We start from the raw sequence: 24,760 nt of genomic DNA, 5'->3' as shown, positions 1-24,760 counted from the left end.
CGCCACTCACCGTGCGGTGGAGTGGCGGGGTCCGTCCTGCGGCAGGGCGCCGGCGGAGCCCTGCGTACGGGTGGCCAGGCAGGTCGGGCAGGTCGGGTCGCTCGGGTCGCCGTCAGGCCGGTCGGGTCGCCGTCAGGAGCCAGCCGGTGCTGCGGAGCCGCAGGCCGCCCCCGCCCCCGCTCCCGGATTCGGCGCTTCCGGCGGTCCCGGCGGTCCCGTACGTACCCAGGTAGGCGGTGAGCCGGGCGCGGGCCTCCGTCGCGGCTTCCGGGCCGACCTGGGCGAGGAGGTGCCGGCCGGGCCCGGAGTCGAGCAGGAAGTCGGCCGCGTCCCCGGCGTCGCGCCCCCAGGTCCCGTAGGCGCGGACGTGCTCGGCCCGTGCGTCCCGGAAACCGGCCTCCGTCAGCAGCGCGGTGGCGGTGGCGGCGTCCGCGAGGGCGAACATGCCGGGGCCGCCGGGGGCGCCGAAGCCGCCCACGGGAAGGATGTCGCGGAGGGAGACGAGGGCCTGGAGCCATTCGTTCCCCTCGGGTTCGGCGGCGCTGAGGAAGGCGACGCGGCCGCCGGGGCGCAGCGCGCGGGCGATGTTGGCGAACGCGGCCACGGGGTCGGCGAAGAACATGATGCCGAAGCGGCTGATCGCGATGTCGAAGGCGGCCGGGGGCAGCGGGTGGACCTGGGCGTCGCCCTGTTCGAAGGCGATGTTGGCGACGGCCTCGCGGCGGGCCCGGGTCCGGGCGTGTTCCAGTACGGGGCCGGAGAGGTCGAGTCCGAGGGCGTGGCCGGCGCCCGCGGCGCGGGCGGCGAGGCGGGTGGTGGCGCCGCCGCCGCAGCCGATGTCGAGGACGCGTTCCCCGGGCGTGATGGCGGCGGCGTCGAGCAGGGGCCGGTCGAATCCGGCGTTGACGGCGTTCCAGCGCTCCTGGTGGGCGGCCCAGTGGGTGCCCTCGTAGCCGTTCCACGCCGCCGCCTGGTCCGTGTTGGCGATTCCGGCGGGAACGGTGGGGACCGTGAGTGCGGCGGGTACGGGGGTTTCGCGGGTGTCCTGGGTTCCGTGCATGGCGATGACCTCCAGCGGAGTGGACCGCCCTAGAATGGGCGCGTGCCCAAACAGTATGGGCGCTTGCCCATACTGGCAATTCCCCTGTCTCCTGGAGGACATGCGATGTCACCGCGTGGAGTGGCGATCCCCGACCTGCGCAAGCGGCTCTTCGACGCGGCGGAACGGGTCGTGGCCAGGGACGGCGCCGCCGCCCTCACCAGCCGGGCCGTCACGGAGGAGGCCGGGTGCGCCAAGGGTGTGCTGCACACCCACTTCGCCGGACTGGACGCGTTCGTCGCGGAACTCGTGCTGGACCGGTTCGCCCGCAGCGCGGCCGTCGCGGAGGGCCTGCCGGGCCGCGCGGGCACGGGGGCGGTGACGGACAACCTCACCACCGTGGCGGCGGCGGTCCTGTCCCTGGACACCGGGGTCGTGGGCCTGGCGGTGACCCGCCCGGAGGCGGCGCGGCGGGTACGCGGGGCGTGGGGCGACGGCGCACCGGGGTTCGGCGCGATCCAGGCGTCGATCAGCGGCTATCTGCGCGCGGAGGTGCGGTTGGGGCGTACGCGGGAGGACGTGGACGCGGAGTGCGTCGCACTGGCCCTGGTGGGGACGATGCACCATCTTCTGATGACCGGGGCACCGGACACCGCAGCCGAGGCGCACTCCCAGGTCGAACGGCTGATCCGGGTGCTCGTACCGGCGTCCTGAGGCGGGGCGGTACGGGGTGTCGTGGCCGGAACCGCGCACTCCGAGGGTCCTGGCGGGCAGCCGTAGCGGGGCCTGGCCAGGGCGTACAGGGTGCGCGGACACGGGGGCGGAGGTGCCGTTCCGTGCGGCTGGTTTCCGGTATGCCGCCCCCGCCGCCGTTCTCGGCTTACCCGGCCCACTCGGCCTACTCGGGCGGCTCGGCCTACTCGGGCGGCTCGCCGATCAGCACGGTGCCGACGTGGCGGAAGCCCAGCCGGGCGTAGAGGCGCGCGACATCGTCGTCCGCGGCGGACAGGAACACCGTGCGGACCCCGGTGGCGCGGGCGTCGGCCGCGAGGGCGGCGGTGACGGCGAGGCCGAGGCCACGGCGGCGGGCCGACGGCAGCGTGCCCACGCCGACGATCTCACTGACCCCGACGGCCGGCTGGTGCTGCCCGGCGCACAGGGCGACGCCGTCCGTGTCGACGGCGGCGGCGACCCGCGTCAACCCGGCGCGCATCCGGCCCTCCGTCCGCGCGACGGCGCCGTCCGCCCCCTGGTGGCGGATCTCCGCGTCGATCTCGGCCCGGCCCGCCGGCCCCGTCGCGGTCCCCGGGTCGGCGAACGCGAGCGACGGCACCGCCAGCGCGCTCGGCAGCACCGGATCGCCGGGCGCGACGATCCGCACGGACACCCCGTCCGCGCGTTCCGGCACGGCGGGCACCGGAGCAGCCGGATCCAGGACCATCAACGGGTACTCCTGGACGGCGAGTCCGGTCCCGGCCACCGCCGCACGCAGGGCGGGCGTGGTCTCGGCGACCCATTCGAACCTCTCGGGCACGCCCAACTCCCGCTGCCGGGCCCTGACCCGGGCCACCGCGTCGGCGGTGACCACGCCGGTCGCGTCCAGGGCGGGGCGCGCGTAGTAGGGCCCGCCCGCGCCGCCGTCCCGGACGAAGAGGGTGAGGGGACCGAAGTCCTCGGCCCTGGCGCCGGAACGGGGCACCGCGTCGCAGTAGCGCTCCAACTCGGCGAGGACAGCGGCGCGGCTGTCGTGATGTGTGTCGGTCATATGGGCATCCAAGCAGGTCGGACGGGGGGCGATCCGGGTTTTTCCGGTACGCTGCGACGCCGGCGCGAGGGCCTGCGCCGCTCGGGTCCGCTCGGGGTCCGCTCGGGCCTGCCGGACATCGGGAACAGCCGGGGTCACCGCAGCCCTTGAGCCCGACGGGACCCCAGGGGCCACGGGGGCCACTGAGGCCATGGGGGCGCCACCGGGAGGGCCGGCCCAGCGACTCAAGCGACCCAAGCGACCGACGGGCGGGATCCATCGCGCGACTGCTGCGGACTGCCACAGCTCGGTCACGGACCGCCACCAATCGTCGCACCGTACGCAAGGGACCGGACGTACGGACCGGACGTACAGGCCCCACGTACAGGCCCCACGTACGGGAGGCGGCACACGGCTCGGAGCGGGAGGGCCGGCGCCAACCGCCCCGCGCCGGAAAACATGTTGGCCCGCCCCGGCGGCCTACCTAGGCTGGCCCTCATGCGTCCCGCCAGAACGTCGTACGTCTGCCTCCCCTGCCGTGCCTCGTACAAGCAGCCGTACGAGGAGGAGCCGCACCGGGCCGGGCGGGAGCGCGTCTGCCCGCGCTGCGCGGGAGCCCTGATCCATGTGGGGTCGGCGTTCGCGCCTCCCCGGCGGCGGGACATCGCCGCGTGGCGAGCCCTCGCGGTACTGCTCCACGCGGGGGTGCGCTTCCACAAGTCCTGCTGCGGCGGCCCCGGGTACCGGCCGCGCACCCTGCGGGAGGTGCGGGAGCGGGTGACGTACGCGCGTCGCCACGGCGAACCGGTGCGCTCCGTACTCGTCCGGCCCGAGCTGTACTGACCCCTGTCCCGATCACTGCCGCGTCCGCCCCATGGCCGCCGCGTGGCCGTCCGGTAGCCGATGGCGCCGAGCGGATCCGGCGGCGACCGAAGCGACCGAAGCGACCGGCGCGGTGACACGCGATCGCCGGATCCGGCCCAGGGGACTGTCAGTGGCGCGCGGTTGAATCGCGGTATGACGGTTCATGACCTGGTGACCCTGCTGCCCACACCCGATGTGCTGCGCGACCGCTGCCGCGCGCTCCCGCTGCTCGACACCGTGCTCGCCCCGTACGCTCCCCTGCACGACTTCTCTCCCGCGTGGGCCGAGGGGGTCGCCGTGGCCCGCATGGACAACGGCTCGGGGGACGAGTACGCGATCGTGTTCGACCCGGCGGGAGTCCTCCTCCTCGGCTTCGACCACGAATGCGACGCCACTCCCTGGCGGATACGGCCCCGCGCCCACTGGCCCGGCCTGCTCGACGGACTGCCCGCCGGGCTCGCGCGTCACACGGCGGACCCCGCGTTCCTGTTCGACGGCTTCCTCGACGCCACGGTGTGCGTCTGGCGGGAGCCGGGCGACGACGCGTGGCGGTGCGGCCCGGTCGCCTTCGGCCCGGACGCCTCCGCCGAACCCGACGGCGCGGAGCGGCTGTTCGAGCTGGTCACCGACGGCACGGGCGGTGCTTACACGGCCTACGCGGAGGACATCCACGAGTTGTCCGTCGACCGGGCGGCGGTATCGGCGGTCCTCGCGGGCTCCCCGCTGGAGAGGGCCACGGTCCTGGCCCTCTCCCCCACCGCCGACCTCGCGGCCGTCGCCGCGCGGGCGCGGTCCCTGGGCTTCCCCGTCGCGGACGACATGCGGGCGGCGTGAGCACGGCACGGCATGAGGAGGACCGCATGAGGACGACATCAGGGGGCCGCGATGTTCAGTGAGTACCAGGAGCGGCTGCGCGAGCGCTGTCTCGCCGCTCCCGTCGTCCCCGCCCCGGAGCCGTGGCGGCCCCTGCCCGGCCCGCCGGCCGCCCCCGGGGTCCCCGGATACGCCGTCGGCGGTCTGACCGGCATCGGCTTCGCGGTGCACCCCACCACCGGGCACGATCTCGTCATGGTGGTGTCGGGCGCCGGCCATGGGCTGTTCGACGCGGTCACGGGCGAGCGGCTGGCCCGCGACCGCGACCCGGACCCGGAGACCGACTCCCCCGAGGACCACCCCGATCTCGTCTGCCCGGGGCTCGGCCCGATCGCGGGCGTCCCGGTGCGGATCGCGGGTCTGTACGGCGGCGGCCCGCACACCGGCACGTCCGACGGCTGGAGCCTGGATGTCGTCAGCCCCGACTGGCCCCACCACCGGGTGCTCCTCTCCCGGGGCGGCGGCGGCCTGTACCGGGAGCCGGCGGGCCGGACGTGGTGGCATGTCTTCCACTCCCGCCACTCCGAGCTGCGGACCGCCGGATTCTCCCCCTCCGGTGACACTCTGGCGGTCGCCACCAGCAGCGACCTCACCCTGTGGACCCGCCGTCCGACGCCCCACGCGCGGACGTAGGCGGCGTGGTGCGGGCCCGTCAGGTGTCGAAGCGGCGGCGCGCGTCCTCGATGCGGCCGAGGTACTGATGGGTCCAGCCGCACATGGCGTCGACCGTGGTGCGCAGGGCCCGGCCCGGTTCGGTGAGGGTGTACTCGACGCGGGGCGGCACGGTGGGGTGCACCTTCCGGTCGACCAGGCCGTTGCGCTCCAGCATGCGCAGGTTCTGGGTGAGCATCTTGTGGCTGACGCCCTCGACCTCGTTCCGCAGCTCGCTGAAGCGCAGGGTGCGTTCACCGAGCGCCTCGATGATCAGGAGCGCCCATTTGTTGGCGACGTCGGAGAAGATCTCCCGCGCCAGGGAGTCGGCGCGCCGCAGGTCGGCGTCCTCGGGCAGGCCCGTGAGCAGATGTTTGGTCACCATCAGGTTCCTCAGTCACCGAAAAGTGCGTTCTTCCAGGTCAGCACTGACTCTCCTACAGTTCCCGAGTAACCACAAGAGAGCACGACACGACCGAAGGGCGAGCACCGTGAGCATGGCCACCCCCGATGTCTTCCGGTACGGCGTGCCGGCCGAGAGCGACTTCGGCTACGCGCAGGCGATCAGGTCCGGCGAGCTGATCCACATCTCCGGGCAGCTCTCGTTCGGCGAGACGGGCGACTTCCTCCACGCGGACGACTTCGCCGCCCAGCTCCGGCGGACCCATCTCAACACCGACAGGATCCTGGGCCACTACGGCGTCACCCGGAACCAGGTCGTCTCGCAGGTCCTGTACGTGGTGGACCTGCGGCGGAACGCGGCGGCGCTGGCGCGGGGCAACCTGGCGTACTTCGGCGACCACCGGCCGGCCAGTACGGCCGTCGGCGTCACCGGACTGACCTTCCCCGGCCAGGTCGTCGAGATCGCCTTCGTCGTCGACACCAGGCTGCCCGCCTGAGGCGAGAACGCAGGCGAACGGCCTGCTGTCCCCCCGATAGCCTGCGGCGATGAAGGCGATGACGGCGATGACGGCGACGCAGGCAAGGAAGGCGAGGGAACGTGGACAGCGGGCCGCCGGCGCGGTCGTCGGATCGGCGGTGGGTGACGCACTGGGCGCGCCGTTCGAGTTCGGCCCTCCGGGGGCGTTCTCGGCGCGGTTCCCCGTACCCGGCTCGGGCGGGGAGATGTGCGGGGGCGGCGGCTGGGACGCGGGCGAGGCGACGGACGACACCCAGATGGCCGTCCTGGCCGGTGAGTCGCTGGTGGAACGGGGCGGGCTGGACCCGGCCGACCTCTTCGCGCGCTTCCAGCGGTGGGCGGCGGCCGAGCCGAAGGACATCGGTCTCCAGACCGAGGACGTCCTCACCAACGGGCTGCCCTGGGACCGGGCCGCCGCCGAGCACTTCCGCGTGACCGGGCGCGCGGCGGGCAACGGTTCGCTGATGCGGGCGTCCACGTCCGCCGTGCGGTTCGCCCGCGACCGCCGGGCCGCCACCATGGACGCCGCCCGCCGGCTCTCGGCCCTGACCCACGGCGACCCCGCCGCCGGTGAGGGCGTGGCCGTCCTCCATGAACTCGTCCGGGCCGCGCTGGACGGCGGGGATCCGCTCGCGGCGCTCCCCGAGGCGCTGCGGTCCGTGCGCCCCGACTCCCGGGAGCGGTACGCGGCGGTCCTCGCGCCCGGCTGGCACCCGGACCGGGCGACCGAGTTCAACGGCGCCGTCTGGCCCTGCCTGGGCTCCGCCGTGTGGGCCCTGCGCACGACGGGGTCCTTCGAGGACGCGCTGCGGGCGGCGGTGGACACCGGCGGCGACACGGACACGGTGGCGGCGGTCACCGGGACGCTCGCGGGTGCCCGGTACGGGCTGGACGCGATCCCGGCGCGCTGGACGGCGCCGCTGCGGGTACCGCTGCCGGGCTCCGGCGGCCGGGTGCTGCGGGTGGCGGACCTGATCGGTCTCGCCCGGCGGCTCGCGGGCTGACCGCGACTGCGGACCGTAAGCCGGAATGAAGAAATCCGCACCTTGCCGCACCGTGCCGCACCGTGCCATGCCTGCCGGAATACCCCCCGGGGTACCCCTGCTAGGGTGAATACCAGATACCCCCCGGGGTACACCACCCGCGTAAGGAGTCACCCCCGTGCTGTACGTCGACACCCTGGCATCCGCGTGCGCCGGGGCCGCCCCGAACGGCTGCGGCCCGCCGGCGGACGGGCGCCGGGCCGCCACCGGGGCGACCGCGCCCCGGCACACCGTACGGGACGGCGGCGGAACCGCGAGCGGCGTCATACCGTGAGCACCTCGCTGATCCTCGCGCTGGTCGCCGGTGGCGTGGTCGGTCTCGCGCTCGGCGCGCTGGGCGGGGGCGGCGGTGTGCTCGCGGTACCCGTCCTGGTCTATCTGCTCGGCTTCACCCCTGCCGCGGCCACCACCGCCGCCCTGATCATCGTCACCGCCACCTCGCTCACCGCGCTCTTCGCCCACGCCCGCGCCGGGACCGTCCGCTGGCGCACGGGCCTGCTCCTCGCGGCGGCCGGAGCACTGCCCGCCGCGGCGGCGGGGGCCGCGGCCGCGCGGCTGCCCCAGCCGGTGCTGACCGCCGCGTTCGCCGCTGTCGCCGGCCTCGCGGCCGTCCTCATGCTGCGCCCCTGGCAGACGGCCCCGGCCGGCGACGACCCGGGCCCCCGCCACGCCAGAGCCGCCGGGACCGGCGCGGGCCTCGGGGCGCTGACCGGCCTCCTCGGCGTCGGCGGCGGCTTCCTGGCCGTGCCCGCGCTGGTCACCGTGCTGGCGTTCGAGATGCAGGCCGCCGTCGGCACGAGCCTGCTCGTCATCTCGGCCAACTCACTCGCCTCCCTGGCCACGCGCGGCGCCACCGCCACCGGGATCGACTGGGCGGTGATCGCGCCCTTCGTGGGAGCCGCGATCCTCGGCGCCTGGGACGGCCGCCGCCTGGCCACCCGCGTCCCGGGCCCGCGCCTGCAACAGGCGTTCGCGGTGCTGCTGCTGGCCGTGGCGGGCTTCATGCTCGTGGACGCGCTGACCTGAGGGCGGCGCGGAAGGGGCGCCGAGGGGCCGCGGACCGCCGCGCGCACGGGGTCAGCCGACCCTGCCGGCCGCGTCGACGGCTGCCTCGTCCCAGGTGATCGCGTACGTCAGGAAGCCCCATCCAGCCCGAGTCGCGCCCGCACCTCTGCGTGCGGCACGCCCGTGGCCGCGCTCACGGGCCTGCGACGCGCGGCGGACCAGCGACCCCAACCGGGCTCGCGCCTCAGCGATGGGAAGAGTGTCACTCATCCACCGAACTGTAGGCTTCGGCCGCCTTCCCGTCTCCACGTTCCGCATCCCCGGAACCGCCGCGCCTCACATCTCGTCGGGACGCGGGGCAGGGCACGCCGGAGCGAAGACCCCATGCAGGCCGTAGTAGCTGAGGGGCTCCTTGGAAACGCAGCAGTAGTCGTAGTTCAGCGAGTTCACCACCCAGCACAGACTGATGACGGGGGATGCGGTCCGCGCCGGCTGGGATGCCGCCGAGGCGGAGGCGGCCGGTGTGACGAGGGTGGCCGGGGCGAGGGCCAGGGCCAGGGCGAGAACGGCGCCCACACGACGTCGCGGCATTGCGGTCTCCTTTGTCCGGTTCAGGGCGGAACCAGCATCACCCGGCATCGGGCCCTCCGCGCGGCATGCGCGCCCCGGGGTGAACCACGGCCGGACACCCCTGCGCCAGGCACTCAACGAAACCACTTAATCAAGTTTGACTAGAGGGCGGATCGGGGATACAGTTCATGTAGTCAAGATGGACTAGCAGCTCCGAGGAGAGTACGTGCCCCAGCTTCCCGACGCCGGATACATCCCCACCGCCGACGATCTCGCGGGTATCGAGGCATGGTTCGCCGAGTACGACGCGGCCGCCGCCCGGCGTGACATCGAGCGGATGGCCGATCTCGCCGTCTTCCCCCTCAATCTCGTCAGCGACGACGCCAAGGGCGAGGGCGCGTCCGCCCAGTGGGACCGCGAGCAGTTCGTCGGCACCATGACCCAGGTGATGGGGGACGGATCCACGGACATCACCTTCGAGTCCGAGCGCTCCCCCGTCTTCCTGAGCCCCGCGATGGCCGTCGTCTTCACCGACTCGACGATGACGGCGGAGGGCCACACCCAGCGGCTGCGGTACGCCGACGTCCTGATCAAGCGGGACGGCCGGTGGGCGTTCCAGACCATGATCCAGGGCGGCTGGGGCGACAACCTGCGCTAGCGGATCCCGCCCCGGCAGCTCCGACAGGCGTTGTCAGTGGGGTCTCCTAGGGTCGTCCCATGACGAACACGACAGGCGCGGCGGATGCCGGGCACGGGGATCTCACCCCGCTGAGGTTCTTCGAATACGACCACAGGCCGGGCCACTACTGCCTGATGCTCACCGACGACCACATGATGGCCGCGGAGGAGACCTTCGCCGAACTCGGTTACGAGGCCGGCGGCTACGGCTGGGCGGGCGTGGCCCGGTCGGCGCTGCGGGCCCGGCTGGGTCCGGAGGCGGCGGGGGCCGTGGGCATGGACCCGGAGGCGGGGATGTTCGTGGCGTACGGGGACGACCCGGCCGCGCTCCGGGCGCTGGGCGCGGTGCTGCGGGAGGCCCTGCGGGACCGGGCGGTGCTGCGGGAGCTGATCGAGGCCGGTGAGCCGGACTGGTTCGACTGACCGGCGCGGGCGGGCCGGGGCCGTCCGGAGGTGACCGGGGCGGGGAAAAGCTGTTGACCCGTGGCGCGGGCGGACCGGAGCATCACAGGGCCGTCCACCGCGCCCGCCCCGGGTGCCGATGAGAGTCGAGTGACCCACCCATGAGCGCCCATCCGAGCCCGACGCCGCGCCCGAGCCCGAGCCCGAAGCTGACGCCGAACCTGACGCCGAGTCCGGATGCGGAGCCGGATGCGAGCCCGAGCGCGCTCGACATCGTCGCCCTGCTCGCCGAGCCGTCCCGGCTGAAAGTCTTCTCCGCCGTGGTCCTCGGCGCGGACACCCCGGCGGTCGTGGCCGGGGCCGCCGGGGTGTCCGCGCGGGACGCCGTCGCCGCGGTGCGCCGGCTGCGGGCCGGCGGGCTGGTGACGGAGACCGGCGGACGGCTGGTCGCACGGGGTGGGCACTTCGGGAAGTCGGTGCGCGCGAGCCGCGCGGCCGGGGAGAGCGAGCCCGAGCGACACGGGTACGACGACGAGCGCGTCGAGTCCCTGCTGCGGACCTTCGTCCGGGACGGCCGTCTGGTACGGCTGCCCGCGCAGTGGGCGCGGCGCCGGGTGGTGCTCCAGCATCTGACGCACCGTACGTTCGCCGAGGACACCGCCTACGACGAGCGCGCGGTCAACGAGAAGCTGAGGACCTGGTGCGAAGGGGCCGGCACCGACCATGTCACGGTCCGGCGCTATCTCGTCGACCTGTGCCTGCTGGGACGCGAGGGCGGCCGGTACTGGCTGCGTACGGACATCCAGCCCGCCCTGTGAGACGGGCCGGGCGGCCGTGACCTTTTCCTTCCCCGGCCCTGGCTGTTCGCGGCCCGCTCAGTCGGTCGGCTGCGGCGCCGGACGTGCCAAGGCCGGCCGCGGGGCCGGAGCCGGAGCCGGGGAGCGCCCGGCCAGTTGTCCGCCCTCGACGTCCACGTTCGGCAGCACCCGGTCGAGCCACCCCGGCATCCACCACGCCCGGTCGCCGAGGAGCGCGAAGAGCGCCGGCACGATGGCCATCCGGACCACGAAGGCGTCGAAGAGGACGGCGGTCGCGAGACCGAAGCCGATCATCTGGATGAAGTCGTTGTCCTGGAGGATGAATCCGGCGAACACACTGGTCATGATGAGGGCCGCCGCCGTGACCACCCGGCCGCCGTGCCGGAAGCCGGTGACGACCGCGTCGTGGGTGCGCTCGCCGTGCGCGTACGCCTCGCGCATCCGGGTCACGAGGAAGACCTCGTAGTCCATCGCGAGACCGAACACCACCCCGATCATGAAGATGGGCATCGTGCTCATCACCGGGCCCGGCTGGTCGACGCCGAAGACATCGGCGAGCCAGCCCCACTGGAAGACCGCGACGACCGCCCCGAGGGCCGCGGCCACCGAGAGCAGGAAGCCCAGTGCGGCCTTGAGCGGCACCAGCAGCGACCGGAAGACCAGCGTCAGCAGCACGAACGCGAGGCCGACGACCAGCCCCAGATACGGGAGCAGGGCGTCATCGAGGGTCTTCGAGAAGTCGATGAACATGGCCGTCTGGCCCGCCACCAGTACCTCGGCCCCGGTCCTCGCCTCGATGCCGCGGGCCTTGTCCCGCAGGACGCGGACCAGTTCCTCGGTCTTCGGGTCGCTGGGGCCCGCGGCCGGTACGACGTTGAGGATCGCGGTGTCCCCGGCCTTGTTGGCGGCGGGTGCGCCCACGGTGACGACGCCCGGGGTCCCCCTCAGCCCGGCCCGTACGGTCTCGGCCGCCGAGGTGACGTCCTGCGCGGCGACCGCGACGGTCAGGGGGCCGTTGAAGCCGGGGCCGAAGGAGTCCGACAGCAAGTCGTACGCCTTGCGCTGGGTGGTTTCGGGCGCCATCGTGCCCTCCGACGGCAGGCCCAGCCGCAGATCGGCGGCGGGCACGGCGACGGCGCCGAGGCCGAGGACGCCGACCAGGAGCACGGCGGCGGGGCGGCGCAGCACCAGCCGGGCCCAGCGGGTGCCCAGGTTGGGGCGCTGCCGCCGCTCGGCCCACCGCCGCGCCTTGCGCCGCTCGCGGCTGGAGAGGGCCCTGCCGTCGTGGTGGTGGCGGTCGCGGCGGTGCAGCACCCTGACCGGCGCGAAGCCGAGGAGCGCGGGGACGAGTGTGATGGCGATGAGGACGGCGACGAGGACGGTCCCGGCGCCGGCGAGGCCCATCTTGGTGAGCATGGGGACATTGACGACGGCGAGGCCGGCGAGGGCGACGACGACGGTGAGCCCGGCGAAGACGACGGCGGATCCGGCGGTCCCGACGGCCCGTCCGGCGGCCTCCTCCGGGTCGTGGCCCTCGGCGATCTCCGCGCGGTAACGGGAGATGATGAAGAGGGAGTAGTCGATGGCGACGGCGAGACCGAGCATCATCGCGAGCGTCGACGCGGTGGAGGAGAGGCCCAGGGTGCTGCCGAGGGCGACGATGCCGCAGATGCCGACGCCGACGCCGATGAGGGCCGTGAGCAGGGGCATACCGGCGGCGACCAGTGAGCCGAAGGTGAGGAAGAGGACGACGGCGGAGACGGCCAGGCCGATGACCTCGCCGGTGCCCATGGACTGTTGGGGCGGCAGGGCGTCGCCGCCCATCTCCACGACGAGGCCGCTCCGCCGGGCGTCGCGCGCGGCGTCGGCGAGGGAGGTGTGGGTCTCGGGGCTGATGGCGGTGGGGCCCGCGGTGTAGGCGACGGAGCCGTAGGCGGTGGTGCCGTCCTCGCTGAGGGCCTCGCTCTCGTAGGGGTCGACCACGGTGTCGGCCTGCGGGGAGCGGGCGAGGTCGGCGAAGAGCCGGTCGACCTTCGCGCGCTGGGCGGGGTCGGAGATCTTCGCGCCGCTCTCGGCCCGTACGACGATACGGGCCTCGGCGCCGTCGGCCCTGAACTCGGGGAATCTCCGTTCCAGCAGGTCGTACGCCTTCTGGGTCTCGGTGCCCGGCATGGTGAAGGTGTCGGAGGGCAGCGGTGGGGCGGAGGCGGCGGCGAAGCCCGCCCCGAGAAGGACGCAGAGCCACAGCAGGGCGGTGGTGGCCCGCCGGCGGAAGGCGAACCGGCCGATTGTGTAGAGGAGTAGGGCCACGGCGAAACGCTCCTGAGAGGTCGGGCGGGGGACGGATATGAGGGGAGGGTGGCGGGTCGGGCGGAGGGTCGGGCGGGGGGTCAGGCGGAGGGTCAGGCGGGGGCCGGGGGGTCGTCGGTGGGGTCGGGGCCTCCGGTGACGACCCGGAAGACATCGTCCAGACAGGCCTGGTGTACGGGCGGGGCGAGGACCACGGGCTCGGTGAGGGGGGACCAGGGCGGTGGCGTCACCTCGAACTCCGGGTCCAGCCCGCGCAGCCGGATGGCGACGGAGCCCGGCGCCAGCCGGCGGTTCACCTCGCCCATGGCCGCCGAGACCGCGCCCAGCAGGGCGAACCGCGCGGCCGACTCCAGCGGACCGGCGAGCCGGTCGGCAAGCTCTCGGGCCTCGTGGCCGTACCCGTCGGCAGCGGCCGTCAGCTCGTACCGGAGGTAGTCGACGTACGGCGTGAAATTCATGATGCCATCATGGCACAGTGATGGCGCCATGTGGCGCCGCTCCGGCCATCTCCATCAGCTTGGCCGAAACTCAACGGGTCAAAGGGAATATGCGAACACATCGGGTCACCCGCGCGGGCCTCGTCCTCTTCGCTGGGGCCACCGAAATCGCCCACTGCACCAGCCTGGCGCCAGAGCGGCCACCGATGGCGCCGGATCACACAGAACCAGCCGCGCGCGACGCCCGTGCTGCCCGCGACGCCCGTGCTGCCGTACGCACGGTGTGGCCCGGACGCATCGCGGAGGACACCGGCCCCCAGGACCGGCCCGACCCCGGCCCCGGCCCCGGCCCCAGGGGCACCGGGCCGGGGTGCGGGGTGGCTCAGCCCGGGAACAGGCCTCCGCCCCAGGGGTCCATGACCGCGCCCGGACCCCCGCCCGCGCCCGCATCGGCGCCCGGGTCCGGGTCCGGGTCCGGGTCCGGGACGACCATCGTCCCGGTGGAGCCCTCGGCCAGGATCTCGATCAGGGCGGCGTGCCGGACCCGGCCGTCCACGACCCGGGCGCTGCCGACCCCGTCACGGACCGCGTCCAGGCAGCCCCGCATCTTCGGCGCCATCCCGCCGTCCAGCTCCGGAAGCAGCCGCTCCAACTCGCTCGCGGTCACCCGGCCGACGACCTCGTCGCTGTGCGGCCAGTTCACGTAGAGACCCGGTACGTCGGTGAGGACCACCAGGGTCTCGGCTCCGAGCGCGGCGGCGATGGCGGCGGCGGCCGTGTCGGCGTTCACGTTGTAGACATGCCCGTCGTCCTCGGCGCGGGCGATCGAGGAGACCACCGGGATCCGGCCGTCGGCGAGCAGCGCCTCCAGGGCGCCGGTGTCGACGCGGGTGATCCGCCCGACCCGGCCGAGATCCACGCGTTCGCCGCCGATGTCGGCGTAGTACCGGGTCGCGGAGAGCAGCCGGGCATCCTCGCCGGTCATCCCGACCGCCAGCGGTCCATGCCGGTTCAGCAGCCCCACCAACTCGCGCTGGACCCGGCCGGCGAGGACCATCCGTACGACGTCCATGGCCTCGTCGCTGGTCACCCGGAGCCCCGCCCGGAACTCGCCGGTGATTCCCTGCCGGGCGAGCTGGGCGCTGATCTGGGGGCCGCCGCCGTGCACGACGACCGGTCTGAAGCCGATCCGCCGCAGCAGGACCACATCCCGGGCGAAGGCGGCCTTCAACTCCTCGTCCACCATCGCGTTCCCGCCGAACTTGATCACCACGGTCCGGAGGGGGCGCCGGGCCCCCGATGACCCAGACGGCCCCGATGATTCCGACAACGCTGATGATTCTGACAACTCTGATGACCCTGACAACGCCGATGACTGCGACAACACCGACAACACCGGCGACTCGGACGACCCACCCACGGAGGACCCCTCCAGAAAATTCGGCGTTTCCGCGCGAGACATCCCCGGCCCCACCCGGAATTTGGAAATGTATTCTTGCCGCGACATCCACGGACCCGGCAAGTCCCGTCGATGCGGTGCAGATTATGCAAATGCACTGCCCCATGGTTTGTCCCGTCACCGGGACATTCTTCCGGTGTCCTGTCGACAGGACACCGTGCCATGGGAGGAGAATGCGGACAACGCCGTTCGCGGATCGGCGGACTTCGCATTCCCCGATCACCGATTCAATCTCCCGGCCGGGCCCCGCACTGTCCCGGCCCGCTCGAACCCGACCCCGGAAAGGGCGAATTCCCATGTTCGTTCCCCACCAGTACCGAGAACCGGACGCCTCCTGGATGGCCGATCTCGTACGCAGGAATCCGCTGGCGCTGATGATGAGCGACGGCGGGCCGGGCGAGGCGCCACTCGCCACCCATCTCCCGGTCATCCGGAACCCCGGGGAGGCCGTCGCCGACCCGTCGGGGGAGCCCACGGGGCTCTCCGGCGCCGTGCTGCTGGGCCATATGAACCGGGCCAATCCGCACTGGGCGGCCCTGCGTACGGGCACTCCGGTCCGGCTGGCGTTCACCGGTCCGCACGCCTATGTGTCGCCGACGGTGTACGACATCACTCCGGCCGCGCCCACCTGGAACTTCACCTCGGTGCACCTGCGCGGCTCGGTCGAGAGGATCGATTCATTGGAGGAGACCCTGGCCGTGGTGCAGGACACCGTGCGGGCCTTCGAGGCCGAGTTCGGCGCCGACTGGGACATGACAGAGTCGCTGGGCTATTTCCGGAAGATAGCTCCCGGCGTGGGAGCGTTCCGGGTACGGGTCACAGCGGCGGAAGGAATGTTCAAACTCAGTCAGGAGCAGCGGCCGGAGATCCGGGAACGGGTCCGGGAGTCGTTCAGCGGGCGGGGCTGCGCGCGCCATCTGGAGACGGCGGACATGATGGGCCGGCTGGGGTGAACCCGGACGGAGGGAGGGCCCGCATCCACGCGGGATGCGGGCCCTCCCGGCCGGTCGGCCACCCGCGGCGGCCGCCACGGCCGACGGCCGACCGAGCGCGCGCGGCGCCCCGGCGGCCGTCCGGTTCCCGTGCCGTGCCGCCGTGGACCGCCCGTGGGCACCGCCGCCGCCCTCCGCTGTACGGCGGCGGTGCCTCCTGTGGGACGGTGGGCCCCACGGGTCCCCCACGGGGCGCTCAGACGCCGGCCTGGGCCCGCTCGGCGACCTGCTCCAGAACGCGCTCGGCAGCGTTGTCGAGGGTCGCGAGCACCCACTGCTCGAAGGCTATGCCGGACCGCTCAGCGGCCCGGTGCCACCATTCGATGCGGTTGCCGGGGACGGCGAGCCGCTGGGTGGGTTCGCCCTCGGGCCGCGCCCCTTCGACGGCGGCCTCGCGGGCCTTGCGCATGGCGCTGCGCAGCTGTTTCGTCGTCCATTTGAGCCGCTCGGCGCGGTCGAGCCACATCTCCTGGTCGCCGACGGGCAGGGATGCCAGCTCCGCGTGGTGCTGGAAGCTGAGCGCCGGGCGCCTGCGGTGGAGCTGGAAGCGCCGGGAGACCCAGGCGTAGTTCCGCAGGGTCTGGTACTGGAGCCCGGCGGCCCGGATCCCGCGCTGGTAGCGGTCGGTGTAGTGGTCCTTGCCGTAGACGAGCCAGTCCCCGAGCCACCAGGAGGACGAGTTCAGTATCCCGGAGAGCTGACGGCCCGCCCGTTCCCAGTCGTCGAAGGTGAGTCCTGCCGGTATCTGGAGTCCCGTCTTGGTCGTGAGCACCTGGCGGCGTACTTCCTCGGGCTGAAGGCATCGTTGTCCCGGTACCGCGTCATGTCTCTTCTGGAACAGCGCAACCTTCGATCCGTCGGGGGTCATCGGGTGGGTCATCAATTCCTCCGTACCAGAGTTCGGTTGGGGACAAGGGCTCAAGGGCCCTCCGGTCGGGGACGGGGCCACAGGTGACGGATATCGCGACGGAGTACGCGGGACGCTATGAACGGGCGGTCGGCCGCCCTCATTCGGCCACGGCGTCAGAGCCGGGCGGGCCGTTCGTCGGCGAACGGCCGGCATGCGGGTCACGAGTGGTGAGCGGACGCGGAGGAGTGGTCAGTTCCCGGCCGGTCGGCGGCGCCGCCGCGAGCCGGCCGCGGCACCGCCGAGTCGGCGTCCGGTAGGGATGGACCACGTCCCCGCACGTAACCGCAGAAATGCGCGCATCGCTCCAGGCGCCCCGTTCGCCTCGACCACAAGTCTCCCAAATCATGCAGCTGACGGCTCAGAAGAAGATCGGGGTTCCACACCCCGGCTCCTTCGAACGGTCATCCAACAGTAGAACCCGAGACGGGTGCCACTTCAAGAAGAAAGAGTCGGCGCCGGCAAAAACTTTGAAGCTAGTGGAATGGTACATTCCGAAAATACTTCACAGCGGCAAACGAACCGTTGCCTGATACCCCCACCACCCCGCCGACCAGGGCGCTTTCGTCAAAATCGCGTTAACATGACGGACCGCACACAGTTGGCATGTACAACTGTCCGAATAGCCAAATCGACTGCGCCACCGGCCAGTTCGGTTTCCGAAGGCCGATCGACAGCTGAACGAGGTTCAAAGAGGTGATGTGATAAAGGTGGGGACGAGGGCGCGCGGGGCCGGTCAGGCCCGCCGGATCACGATGTCGCCGTGCGCGGTGGCCGCGTGGATCTCGGCCGTCGCCCGGGACTCGCCCGGCCCGTCGGCCGCCGTGAGGAAGTTGTGCACCTCGCCGGACTTGGTCCGTACGTCCAGCCGGGCCGCCGTGCCCACGCCGATGCCGATGTCCACCCGGCCCCGGGACGTGGCGAGGGTGACCGAACCGGAGACGGCCTCACCGACCCGGATGTCACCACGGGCGGTCTTCGCCTCCAGCGTCGTGTACGCCTTGTCCACGGAGATGGAGCCGTTGGCCCGCACCTGGAGCCTGCCGGACACCTCGCCGACCCAGGTGTCGCCGTTGGCGTTGCGGACCGTGCCGGTGCCGCGCAGTTCGCCGATCCGTACCGCCCCGGCACCGGCGGAGACCTCGGCCGGACCGTCCACGCGGTCGACCGTGACGTCCCCGAACGAGGAGGCGGCGACGAGGGGGCCGGTCACGGCCAGCCGGATGTCCCCGTTGGCGGTCCGCAGCCGGCACTGGCCCAGCCGGCCCGTGGCCCGGAAGCCGCCCGCCTGGGCCGCCGCCGAGATCTCCGAGTCCGCCGGCAGCCCGATGACGACCTCGACCTCTCCCACCCGGCCGAACAGGGCGAGCGGCTTGGGCCCCCTGACGGTCAGCCGGCCGCCGGAGCAGTCGACGCGGGTGGCACCGGCCGCCGCCGTGTCCGCCTCGGACCCGGGGTCGCGCGGACGCACCTCGACGGTGGTCTCGGTGCGCTCGCCGGCGGCGATCCGGACGTCCCCGACCGCGAGATCGATGCTCACGACGAGGGGACGAGGCGTCTCGAAAACAGCCATGACGGGCCTCTCAGGTGGGCTGCTGGGTGCGCGCCGCGCCCTGGGCGGTGCCGGGCGGGCAGGGGGGCGGGCGGCCGGAGTCAGGTCACCCAGCCGGTGAAGTGCTCACCGCCGCCCCGGGGGGCACGCGGATCCGGCCGCCGGGCGCGCTCGTCGTACTCCAGCACCCCGGTGACCGCGCGGATCAGCCAGGCGTTGACCGAAAGCCCCTCCCGGCCCGCCGCTTCCTCGATACGGGCCTTCAGGTGCTCCGGTGGCCGGAAGTTGATGCGCGAGGGTGCCCGGTCCTCCCCGCTCGCCGGTACGTGGCTCACGGGCGGCAGCGGCGGCACGGGGCCCAGCGGCGGAAAGTCGAGCCCTCCGGCCGGCTCCTGGTCGGCCGGAGGCGTGACCACGAAGTCCGGGTCGAGCCCGCGCAGCCGGACCTCGACGGAGCCCGGCGCCAGCTCTCGGGTGATCTCGTCGGCGGCGGTCGACAGCGCGTCGAGCAGCACCAGCCGGACGGCCGAGGACAGCGGGGTGACGAGACGCTCGGCGATCTCGCGCGCCTGCGCGTCGCCCGGCTCGGCAGCTACCAGTAGCTCCTGCCGCAGGGTCTCGACATACCGCATGAGTTCCATGGCGTCATACTCACACCGCAGTGGCGCCACGCGCAAGCGGCGATCGCGGCGGCGTCGGCGCTGCCCGGCACGATGCGCCGGGCGGGGCCGGGCCAGCATGGCGCCATCGGCCGTAGCCCGGTCGGGGGATTCCCCGAGGCCGGGACCCGCCGATGGACAGCGGAGGGCAGCGGAGGGCAGCAGGGGACAGCGGAAGCCCGCCGGTGGACGGACCCCGTGTCCACCGGCGGACGCCTGTCCCGCGCGCTCCCCTCCGTCCTCCGCCGCGTTCGGCCGGTACTCAGCCCCCGTCGGCCTCCGCCCCCGTCCCGGCCCCGGCCCCGGCCCCGGCCCCGGCCCCGGCCCCGGCCCCGGCCAGGCGTTCCACATGTCCGATGAAACGGTCCGCCGTCGAATGGGTGTAGAAGTCACGCAACGTGACCGGGGGCAGTCCCCGCTCCCGCAGCGCCGTGAGGACGCGGACCACGAGCAGGGAATTGCCCCCCACCTCGAAGAAGTTGTCCTCCCGGCCCACCTCGGTCTTCAGGTACGCGCTCCAGACCGCCAGGATCTCGTCGGCGACGCCCTGAGAGCCCCCGGTGTCCGCCTCTCCCGTGTCACCTGGGTCCCCTGGTGCCGGGGCCGGGCGGGCGGTCGTGCCCGGGGCCGGGAGCCGGGCGAGGTCCGGCTTCCCGTTGGGGGTCAGCGGGATCGCGGGGATCGCGGTGAGCGTGGCCGGCACCATGTAGTCGGGCAGCAGCAGCCGGGCCTCGCGCAGCACCTCCCGGGTGCCGGCCGCGCCGTCGAGCACCACGTACGCGTCGATCCGCCCGCCGGGGGGCTCGTCGGGCGCGGACTCGCCCGCGACGACGACGGCCGCGCGGACCCCGGGGTCGGCGGCGAGCACCGACCGGATCTCGTCCAGCTCGATGCGGTGGCCGCGGATCTTGACCTGGTTGTCGAGCCGGCCCAGGTGGTCGAGGCGCCCGTCGGGCCGCAGCCGCCCCTTGTCGCCGCTGCGGTAGACGCGGCCGCCGGTCACCGCGTCGGCGACGAAGCGCTCGGCGGTCAGCTCGTCCCGGCCCAGATAGCCGTCGGCGACGCCCGCGCCGCCCACGCAGATCTCGCCCGCCGCGCCCGGTGGCAGGACCCGCCCCCGGCCGTCCCGCACGGACAGGGACCACCCCGGCAGGGCCCGGCCGACCGACCGGGAACGGGCCACCACCTCCGCCGGGGTGACGGTCTGCGCGGTGACGTGCACGGTGGTCTCCGTGATGCCGAACATGTTCACGACCCGGCAGCGGGTGGGCGAGTACCGCGTGAACCAGGGGGCGAGCAGTGCCACGTCCAGCGGTTCGCCCCCGAACACCAACAGCCGTACGGACAGCTCGGAGCGCGCCTCCCGGTCGGCCCGTACCAGCTGGGAGAAGGCCGACGGGGTCTGGTTGAGGACCGTGACGCGCCGCTCCGCGAGCAGCCGGTGGAACTCGGCGGTGTCCCGCGCGGTCCAGTAGGAGACGACCTCCAGCCGTCCGCCGGTGAGGAGACAGCCCCAGATCTCCCAGACGGAGAAGTCGAAGGCGCTGGAGTGGAAGAGCGTCCAGACGTCGTCCGGGCCGAGCCCGAAGTCTCCCGTGGTGGCGTCCAGCAGGGCCGAGACGGTGCGGTGGGGGACGACGACGCCCTTGGGCCGGCCGGTGGAACCGGAGGTGTAGATGACGTACGCGGGGTCGTCCGCCGTGTTCCGCGCGGCGCCGGTCGCGGTGGTGGTGGCGGTGGCGGTGGCGGTGGCGGTGGCGGGCGGGCCGCCGGTGCCGCGCGCGGCCAGTTCGTCCGGGCCGATCACGGTGATGCCCGGGAGGTCGGGGAAGCCTGCGGGGTCGGCGACGACGAGCGGGAGCCCGGCGTCCTCGGTGATGTAGCGGAGGCGGTCGGCGGGGTAGCGCAGGTCCATCGGCACGTACGCGCAGCCCGCCCTGAGGATGCCGAGCAGGATGACGACGAGGGAGGTGTCCCGTTCCAGGCAGACGCCGACACGGGTGCCGGGCCCGGCGCCGAGGGCGCGCAGCCCGGCCGCGGTCTCTTCGGCGAGCGCGTCGAGCCGGGCGTAGGTCAGCTCCCGCTTCTCGTCGGCGACGGCGACGGCGTCGGGGCGGCGGCGGGCGACGGCGGCGAAGCGTTCGTCGATCCGTGCCCCGGCGGCGGCGGTACGGACACCGGCGCCGCCCAGCCGCAGTACCTCGGCCTCGTCATGGGCGTCGAGGACGGGTACGTCGGCGAGTGCGGTGGGTGCGACGGCGCCGGGGGTGCGGGCGAGCAGCGCGGCCAGCCGTTCGACGGAGCGGGCGAACCGGGCGGCGACCTCGGGGGCGACGATGCCTTCGTCGTACCAGTACCCGGCGGAGAACGTGCCGTCGGGCCGGACGGCGGCGTGCACGGTCAGGGGGTACGGGGGTGTCTGCACGGGCACGTGGACGCGGTCGTCGCGGGCGGCGGTGAGCACGACCCCGACGGCGGCGGCGCGGACGGTCGCGGTGTCGGCGGCCGCAGGTTCCGCAGGTTCCGCAGGTTCCGCAGGGGCCCGGTCCCGGGCGCGGGCCGCGCGGTCGAGCAGGTGCGCGGGCGGCTGGTCCTCGTCGATGCCGTCGATGCGCAGCACGGCGGGTACGGGGTTGCGGTCGCCGTCGCCGTCGCCGTTGCCCCTGGAGCTGTCACCGCGCAGGTCGTACCAGCCGATCTCCGGGTCCGGTTCGCCGGTGTACCGGGAGAGGGTGAGCGCGAGGGCGGCCAGCAGCGGAGCGGTGGTGTCCCCCGGGATGTCCGCCGCGATGTCCCCGGTGGGCGCCGGGGGCAGAGTCAGCGGGCGGGCGGCGATGGTTCCGGCGCGGCCCGGGTCGCCGAGCCCCCAGCCGGCCGTCTCCCGGTCGAGGGGTCCGGGCGGCCAGTCGCCGGCCGCCTGGTGCGGGACGCCTGCTCCCGCCGCCCCACCCAGGAGAACCAGGTCCGCGATCCGGTCCAGCGCCGCCGGTCCGAGGATCCGCCGCACCGCGACGAGCACCAGTTCGCGGGCGCCGTCGGTGTACCGCAGCAGGACCGCGCGGAACGGCGCGGTGGCACGGGCCGGGCGCAGGGCCTCGCGGGAGACGCGGGCGCGGGCCGGCTCGCTGTCGTACGCCGCCGGTACCACCGTCTCCCACAGGCGCGGCGGATCCGCCTCGGGCCGGTCGCGGAGGGCGGTGGCCAGCCGCTCGCGGACGTCCGCCGTCCCGAGGTCGTCCGGGAGGCGGACGACCAGCGCGTGGCAGGTGCCTTCCCGGTCGGCCGGCCGGTACCGGGCGGGCAGCACCCGCGCCCGGGGTTCGTCCGGGGACGGAGACGGCAACGGAGACTGCGGCGGAGACGGGGACGAGGACGGGAATGGGAACGGGTGGGCGTCGTGGCGCGGTGCGCGTACGTCGTGATGGGTGGCCATGGTCCGGTCTCCCGCCGGTGAGGGACGTCGTGTGATGCGGATGTCGGGGGTCGCCCGCGCACCGGGCGCCCGCTCGTCGGGCACCTGCTCCCGGGGCGCCTGCTCCCGGGATGCCCGTTCGCCTGGTGCCCGTTCGCGTGGTGTCTGCTCGCGTACTGCCCGTTCGCGTACTGCCCGTTCGCGGTTCTGCTGCTGGCGTTCGCGGCTCACCTGCTGCTGAACCCCCCGTCGACGGTGACCACCGTGCCGGTCACCTGCCGGGAGTCGTCGCCCGCCAGCCAGAGGGCCGCCCCCGCGATGTCGGAGGACTCGATGAGCGCGTTCATCGGCTGGTCGCGCAGGAAGATCTCCTCGTGGTCGGCGGCCGGCAGTTCGAGGGAGCGCGCGATCTCGACCAGCATCCGGCCTTCCACCAGCGGGTTGTCCCGGACGGAGCCGGGGCACAGCGCGTTGACCCGGATCCGGTGGGGCGCGTAGTCGAGCGCGGCCGCCCGGGTCAGCCCGATGAGGCCGTGCTTGGCGGCCACGTACCCCGCGAAGTGCCGGTAGCCGACCAGCCCGGCGGTGGAGGAGACGTTCACGATGCTGCCGGAGCGCTGCTCGATCATGACCGGTACGACCGCTTTGATCATGCGCCAGGCGCCGGAGAGGTCGACGTCGAGCATGAGCGCCCAGTCCTCCTCGCCGAACTCGTGCAGGGGTACGCCCGACGGCGTGGCGATCCCCGCGTTGTTGACGAGTACGTCCACGCCGTGGAAGCGCGCGAGCGCCTGGCCGACGGCGTCGGTGACCCCCGCGGGGTCGCGGACGTCCGCCGCGACCGCGACGACGGCGCTGCCGTGCGCCTCGCAGAGCGCGGCTGTGTGGTCCAGTTGTGCCCGAGTGCCCAGCGGGTAGCCCACCCCGTCGAGGTCGGCCGCGATGTCGAGGAGCAGCAGGTCGGCGCCCTCGGCCGCGAACCGCAGCGCGCACTCGCGGCCGAGGCCGCGGGCCGCTCCCGTGATCACGGCGGTGCGGCCCGCCAGCGACTGCCTGTCCATGCCGGTCAAGGCTTCCTCTCCCTCAGCCGGTCGCGATGGCGCTCAGCAGCGCCCCGGGGCCGTCGGACAGATACATGTGGCCGCCCGGCAGTTCGATGTAGCGGAACCCGGCGCTGGTGGTCGCGCTCCACTGCCGCGCGTGTTCCCGGGTGACCAGGGCGTCGTCCGCGCCGCGCAGGGCGGTGACGGGCAGGTCCAGCGGCTCGTCCGACGACGGCTTGTAGTTCTCGTGCATGGCGACGTCGGCTCGGAGGGAGGGCAGCAGCAGTTCGCGCAGGTCGGGATCGTCGAATGCGGCATGCCGGTAGCCCGCGAACTCCTGGACCCGGGCGATGAACTCGTCGTCGCGGAGCCCGGTCGCGCGGGCGTCCCGGCCGTTGCCGGGGCCGGGCGAGCCGCTGACGTAGAGATGGCGCAGGCCGGGGTGGCCGATGCGGAGGAGTTCCCGCGCGATCTCGTACGAGAGGACCGCGCCGAGGCTGTGTCCGAAGATGCCGAAGTCCGGAACGCCGGAGGTCAGTTCGACGATCCGCGGGGCGAGCAGCGCGGCGGCCTCGATCGCGTCCGTGAAGGGCGCCTCCAGGAAGAGTTCCTCCCGGCCCGGCAGTTGCACCGGAATCACTCCGACGGACTGTTGCGGTCCGGCCATTTCCTGCCAGGCGCGGTAGAAGCCCGCGCCACTTCCGGCAAAGGGCAGGCAGACCAGCGGGAATGGCTGGGGCACCATGGTTTCCTCGTTCTTTCTCGCTCGGTGGGCAGTACGGTCGCCGCCCACGGCGGGGCGGGCCGGAAGGGAAATCGGCTGAACCGAAGGGCCTGATGGGTCGGCAGGACCGGCGGATTCGGCGGAACGCGCGGAATCGGCGCGCGGCCCGCCGTGTCCCGTCGACAGGACGGGCGGCCGCCGGCGGCCGTTCCGTCACCGGCGTTCCGTCACCGGCGTTCCGTCCCGGCGTCCCGGTCGGCGCGCGGCCCGGCCGAGGTCGGCCCAGGTCGGCCCGGCTCACCGTAAAGGCCCTCGTGACGTCCTGTCGACGGGACACCGGGACGGCCCGGTGGCCCGGGTCCCGACCGCTCCCGGCGTGCTTGACCCGGCAGCGGGCAGGCGTGAAGGTGTGGAATGGCTCCACGGGGCCGGCGGATTTCCGGCCGGGGCCGGGAGCGCGGCGGTCCCCCGCGGGATTCACGGCGCCGACCCCTTTTTCCGGAATGCCGACGGGAAATGCCGCGCCGGTCGCGCCGGTCCGGAAGCACGGTTCTCTTCCCGTTTCCCTTCCGTTCCCCGCATTCCTGCCGCCGTGGTCCGTGGTTCGCGTTCGCATGAACACATATTCAGTTCATGGACCGCCCGGCACCGTTCGCAGT

The 24,760-nt window shown here is 73.6% G+C and carries 24 protein-coding genes and 2 pseudogenes; 12 read left to right on the top strand and 14 right to left on the bottom strand.

The genetic code is table 11. The annotated features are described in order from the left end of the window. Positions 1–112 precede the first annotated feature (112 nt). A complete protein-coding gene (locus SYYSPA8_RS33170) occupies positions 113–1,060 on the bottom strand; it encodes a class I SAM-dependent methyltransferase (protein ID WP_323451132.1) in 948 nt (315 codons plus the stop codon). A gap of 105 nt (positions 1,061–1,165) precedes the next feature. Here SYYSPA8_RS33170 and SYYSPA8_RS33165 point away from each other — a divergent pair, with 105 nt between their 5' ends. Further along, on the top strand, positions 1,166–1,753 hold the full coding sequence (locus SYYSPA8_RS33165; RefSeq protein WP_323451131.1) for a TetR/AcrR family transcriptional regulator: 588 nt from the start codon (positions 1,166–1,168) through the stop codon (positions 1,751–1,753). A 202-nt stretch (positions 1,754–1,955) separates the two neighbouring features. Here the strand turns inward: SYYSPA8_RS33165 and SYYSPA8_RS33160 are convergent, their stop codons facing one another. Continuing rightward, positions 1,956–2,804: a GNAT family N-acetyltransferase gene (locus SYYSPA8_RS33160; RefSeq protein ID WP_323451130.1), complete on the bottom strand. Its 849-nt coding sequence runs from the start codon at positions 2,802–2,804 to the stop codon at positions 1,956–1,958. Positions 2,805–3,281: 477 nt separating this feature from the next. Here SYYSPA8_RS33160 and SYYSPA8_RS33155 point away from each other — a divergent pair, with 477 nt between their 5' ends. The 3 genes from SYYSPA8_RS33155 (at position 3,282) to SYYSPA8_RS33145 (ending at position 5,153) form a co-directional block, all read left to right on the top strand. Beyond that, positions 3,282–3,626 (top strand): deoxyxylulose-5-phosphate synthase, encoded by a 345-nt coding sequence (locus SYYSPA8_RS33155; RefSeq protein ID WP_323451129.1) that lies wholly within the window; start codon positions 3,282–3,284, stop codon positions 3,624–3,626. Between the two features lie 174 nt (positions 3,627–3,800). Next, complete coding sequence (locus SYYSPA8_RS33150; protein WP_323451128.1) at positions 3,801–4,481, top strand: hypothetical protein; 681 nt, start codon at positions 3,801–3,803, stop codon at positions 4,479–4,481. A 51-nt stretch (positions 4,482–4,532) separates the two neighbouring features. After that, positions 4,533–5,153, top strand: a complete 621-nt coding sequence (locus SYYSPA8_RS33145; protein WP_323451127.1) for a hypothetical protein — start codon at positions 4,533–4,535, stop codon at positions 5,151–5,153. Positions 5,154–5,172: 19 nt separating this feature from the next. On the opposite strand, the gene SYYSPA8_RS33140 is transcribed toward SYYSPA8_RS33145, so the two are convergent. Continuing rightward, positions 5,173–5,556 carry a winged helix-turn-helix transcriptional regulator gene (locus tag SYYSPA8_RS33140; protein ID WP_323451126.1) on the bottom strand — a complete coding sequence of 128 codons (384 nt, stop codon included), beginning with the start codon at positions 5,554–5,556 and terminating at the stop codon, positions 5,173–5,175. A gap of 112 nt (positions 5,557–5,668) precedes the next feature. On the opposite strand from SYYSPA8_RS33140, the gene SYYSPA8_RS33135 reads away from it, so the two are divergent. From SYYSPA8_RS33135 to SYYSPA8_RS33120, 4 genes are all read left to right on the top strand, one after another. After that, positions 5,669–6,070 carry a RidA family protein gene (locus SYYSPA8_RS33135; protein WP_323451176.1) on the top strand — a complete coding sequence of 134 codons (402 nt, stop codon included), beginning with the start codon at positions 5,669–5,671 and terminating at the stop codon, positions 6,068–6,070. 49 nt (positions 6,071–6,119) lie between these two features. Beyond that, positions 6,120–7,094 carry an ADP-ribosylglycohydrolase family protein gene (locus tag SYYSPA8_RS33130; protein WP_323451125.1) on the top strand — a complete coding sequence of 325 codons (975 nt, stop codon included), beginning with the start codon at positions 6,120–6,122 and terminating at the stop codon, positions 7,092–7,094. A gap of 157 nt (positions 7,095–7,251) precedes the next feature. Further along, positions 7,252–7,407, top strand: a complete 156-nt coding sequence (locus SYYSPA8_RS33125) for a hypothetical protein (RefSeq protein ID WP_323451124.1) — start codon at positions 7,252–7,254, stop codon at positions 7,405–7,407. After that, a complete protein-coding gene (locus tag SYYSPA8_RS33120; protein ID WP_323451123.1) occupies positions 7,404–8,159 on the top strand; it encodes a sulfite exporter TauE/SafE family protein in 756 nt (251 codons plus the stop codon). Before SYYSPA8_RS33125 ends, SYYSPA8_RS33120 begins: the two co-directional genes overlap by 4 nt. A 51-nt stretch (positions 8,160–8,210) precedes the next feature. Here the strand turns inward: SYYSPA8_RS33120 and SYYSPA8_RS33115 are convergent, their stop codons facing one another. Together SYYSPA8_RS33115 and SYYSPA8_RS33110 are read right to left on the bottom strand one after the other, a co-directional pair. Further along, the gene (locus SYYSPA8_RS33115; RefSeq protein WP_323451122.1) at positions 8,211–8,408 is read right to left on the bottom strand and encodes a hypothetical protein; all 198 of its coding nucleotides are present in this window, start codon (positions 8,406–8,408) and stop codon (positions 8,211–8,213) included. 66 nt (positions 8,409–8,474) lie between these two features. Next, positions 8,475–8,729 carry a hypothetical protein gene (locus SYYSPA8_RS33110; protein ID WP_323451121.1) on the bottom strand — a complete coding sequence of 85 codons (255 nt, stop codon included), beginning with the start codon at positions 8,727–8,729 and terminating at the stop codon, positions 8,475–8,477. 205 nt (positions 8,730–8,934) lie between these two features. Here SYYSPA8_RS33110 and SYYSPA8_RS33105 point away from each other — a divergent pair, with 205 nt between their 5' ends. The 3 genes from SYYSPA8_RS33105 (at position 8,935) to SYYSPA8_RS33095 (ending at position 10,606) form a co-directional block, all read left to right on the top strand. Then, positions 8,935–9,366, top strand: a complete 432-nt coding sequence (locus SYYSPA8_RS33105) for a nuclear transport factor 2 family protein (protein WP_323451120.1) — start codon at positions 8,935–8,937, stop codon at positions 9,364–9,366. A 59-nt stretch (positions 9,367–9,425) separates the two neighbouring features. Continuing rightward, the gene (locus SYYSPA8_RS33100; RefSeq protein WP_323451119.1) at positions 9,426–9,809 is read left to right on the top strand and encodes an immunity 51 family protein; all 384 of its coding nucleotides are present in this window, start codon (positions 9,426–9,428) and stop codon (positions 9,807–9,809) included. A 140-nt stretch (positions 9,810–9,949) separates the two neighbouring features. Further along, positions 9,950–10,606 (top strand): DUF2087 domain-containing protein, encoded by a 657-nt coding sequence (locus SYYSPA8_RS33095; protein ID WP_323451118.1) that lies wholly within the window; start codon positions 9,950–9,952, stop codon positions 10,604–10,606. Positions 10,607–10,663: 57 nt separating this feature from the next. On the opposite strand, the gene SYYSPA8_RS33090 is transcribed toward SYYSPA8_RS33095, so the two are convergent. The 3 genes and pseudogenes from SYYSPA8_RS33090 to argB all read right to left on the bottom strand — a co-directional run. Further along, positions 10,664–12,916: an MMPL family transporter gene (locus SYYSPA8_RS33090; protein WP_323451117.1), complete on the bottom strand. Its 2,253-nt coding sequence runs from the start codon at positions 12,914–12,916 to the stop codon at positions 10,664–10,666. 173 nt (positions 12,917–13,089) lie between these two features. After that, positions 13,090–13,374 (bottom strand): annotated as a pseudogene (locus SYYSPA8_RS33085) (hypothetical protein); the annotation flags it as partial. Positions 13,375–13,735: 361 nt separating this feature from the next. Further along, positions 13,736–14,632 (bottom strand): annotated as a pseudogene (gene argB / locus SYYSPA8_RS33080) (acetylglutamate kinase); the annotation flags it as partial. Positions 14,633–15,108: 476 nt separating this feature from the next. Between argB and SYYSPA8_RS33075 the strand changes: the two are divergent. Then, the gene (locus SYYSPA8_RS33075) at positions 15,109–15,765 is read left to right on the top strand and encodes an FMN-binding negative transcriptional regulator (protein WP_323451116.1); all 657 of its coding nucleotides are present in this window, start codon (positions 15,109–15,111) and stop codon (positions 15,763–15,765) included. A gap of 235 nt (positions 15,766–16,000) precedes the next feature. Here the strand turns inward: SYYSPA8_RS33075 and SYYSPA8_RS33070 are convergent, their stop codons facing one another. The 6 genes from SYYSPA8_RS33070 to SYYSPA8_RS33045 all read right to left on the bottom strand — a co-directional run bounded on the left by SYYSPA8_RS33070 (position 16,001) and on the right by SYYSPA8_RS33045 (position 24,122). Next, a complete protein-coding gene (locus tag SYYSPA8_RS33070; protein WP_323451115.1) occupies positions 16,001–16,576 on the bottom strand; it encodes an LmbU family transcriptional regulator in 576 nt (191 codons plus the stop codon). A gap of 871 nt (positions 16,577–17,447) precedes the next feature. Then, positions 17,448–18,284, bottom strand: a complete 837-nt coding sequence (locus SYYSPA8_RS33065) for a DUF4097 family beta strand repeat-containing protein (RefSeq protein WP_323451114.1) — start codon at positions 18,282–18,284, stop codon at positions 17,448–17,450. 80 nt (positions 18,285–18,364) lie between these two features. Next, positions 18,365–18,904 carry a hypothetical protein gene (locus SYYSPA8_RS33060; protein WP_323451113.1) on the bottom strand — a complete coding sequence of 180 codons (540 nt, stop codon included), beginning with the start codon at positions 18,902–18,904 and terminating at the stop codon, positions 18,365–18,367. Positions 18,905–19,184: 280 nt separating this feature from the next. Next, positions 19,185–22,265 (bottom strand): non-ribosomal peptide synthetase, encoded by a 3,081-nt coding sequence (locus tag SYYSPA8_RS33055; protein ID WP_323451112.1) that lies wholly within the window; start codon positions 22,263–22,265, stop codon positions 19,185–19,187. A gap of 296 nt (positions 22,266–22,561) precedes the next feature. Further along, positions 22,562–23,395: an SDR family oxidoreductase gene (locus SYYSPA8_RS33050; protein ID WP_323451111.1), complete on the bottom strand. Its 834-nt coding sequence runs from the start codon at positions 23,393–23,395 to the stop codon at positions 22,562–22,564. Positions 23,396–23,417: 22 nt separating this feature from the next. Then, the gene (locus SYYSPA8_RS33045) at positions 23,418–24,122 is read right to left on the bottom strand and encodes a thioesterase II family protein (protein ID WP_323451110.1); all 705 of its coding nucleotides are present in this window, start codon (positions 24,120–24,122) and stop codon (positions 23,418–23,420) included. Positions 24,123–24,760 lie beyond the last annotated feature (638 nt).

It is taken from the genome of Streptomyces yaizuensis (assembly GCF_034961445.1).
Taxonomy (GTDB): Bacteria; Actinomycetota; Actinomycetes; order Streptomycetales; family Streptomycetaceae; genus Streptomyces; species Streptomyces yaizuensis.
The sequence above is the reverse complement of the archived record's forward strand: the minus strand, read 5'-3'. Positions and strand labels throughout refer to the sequence as shown.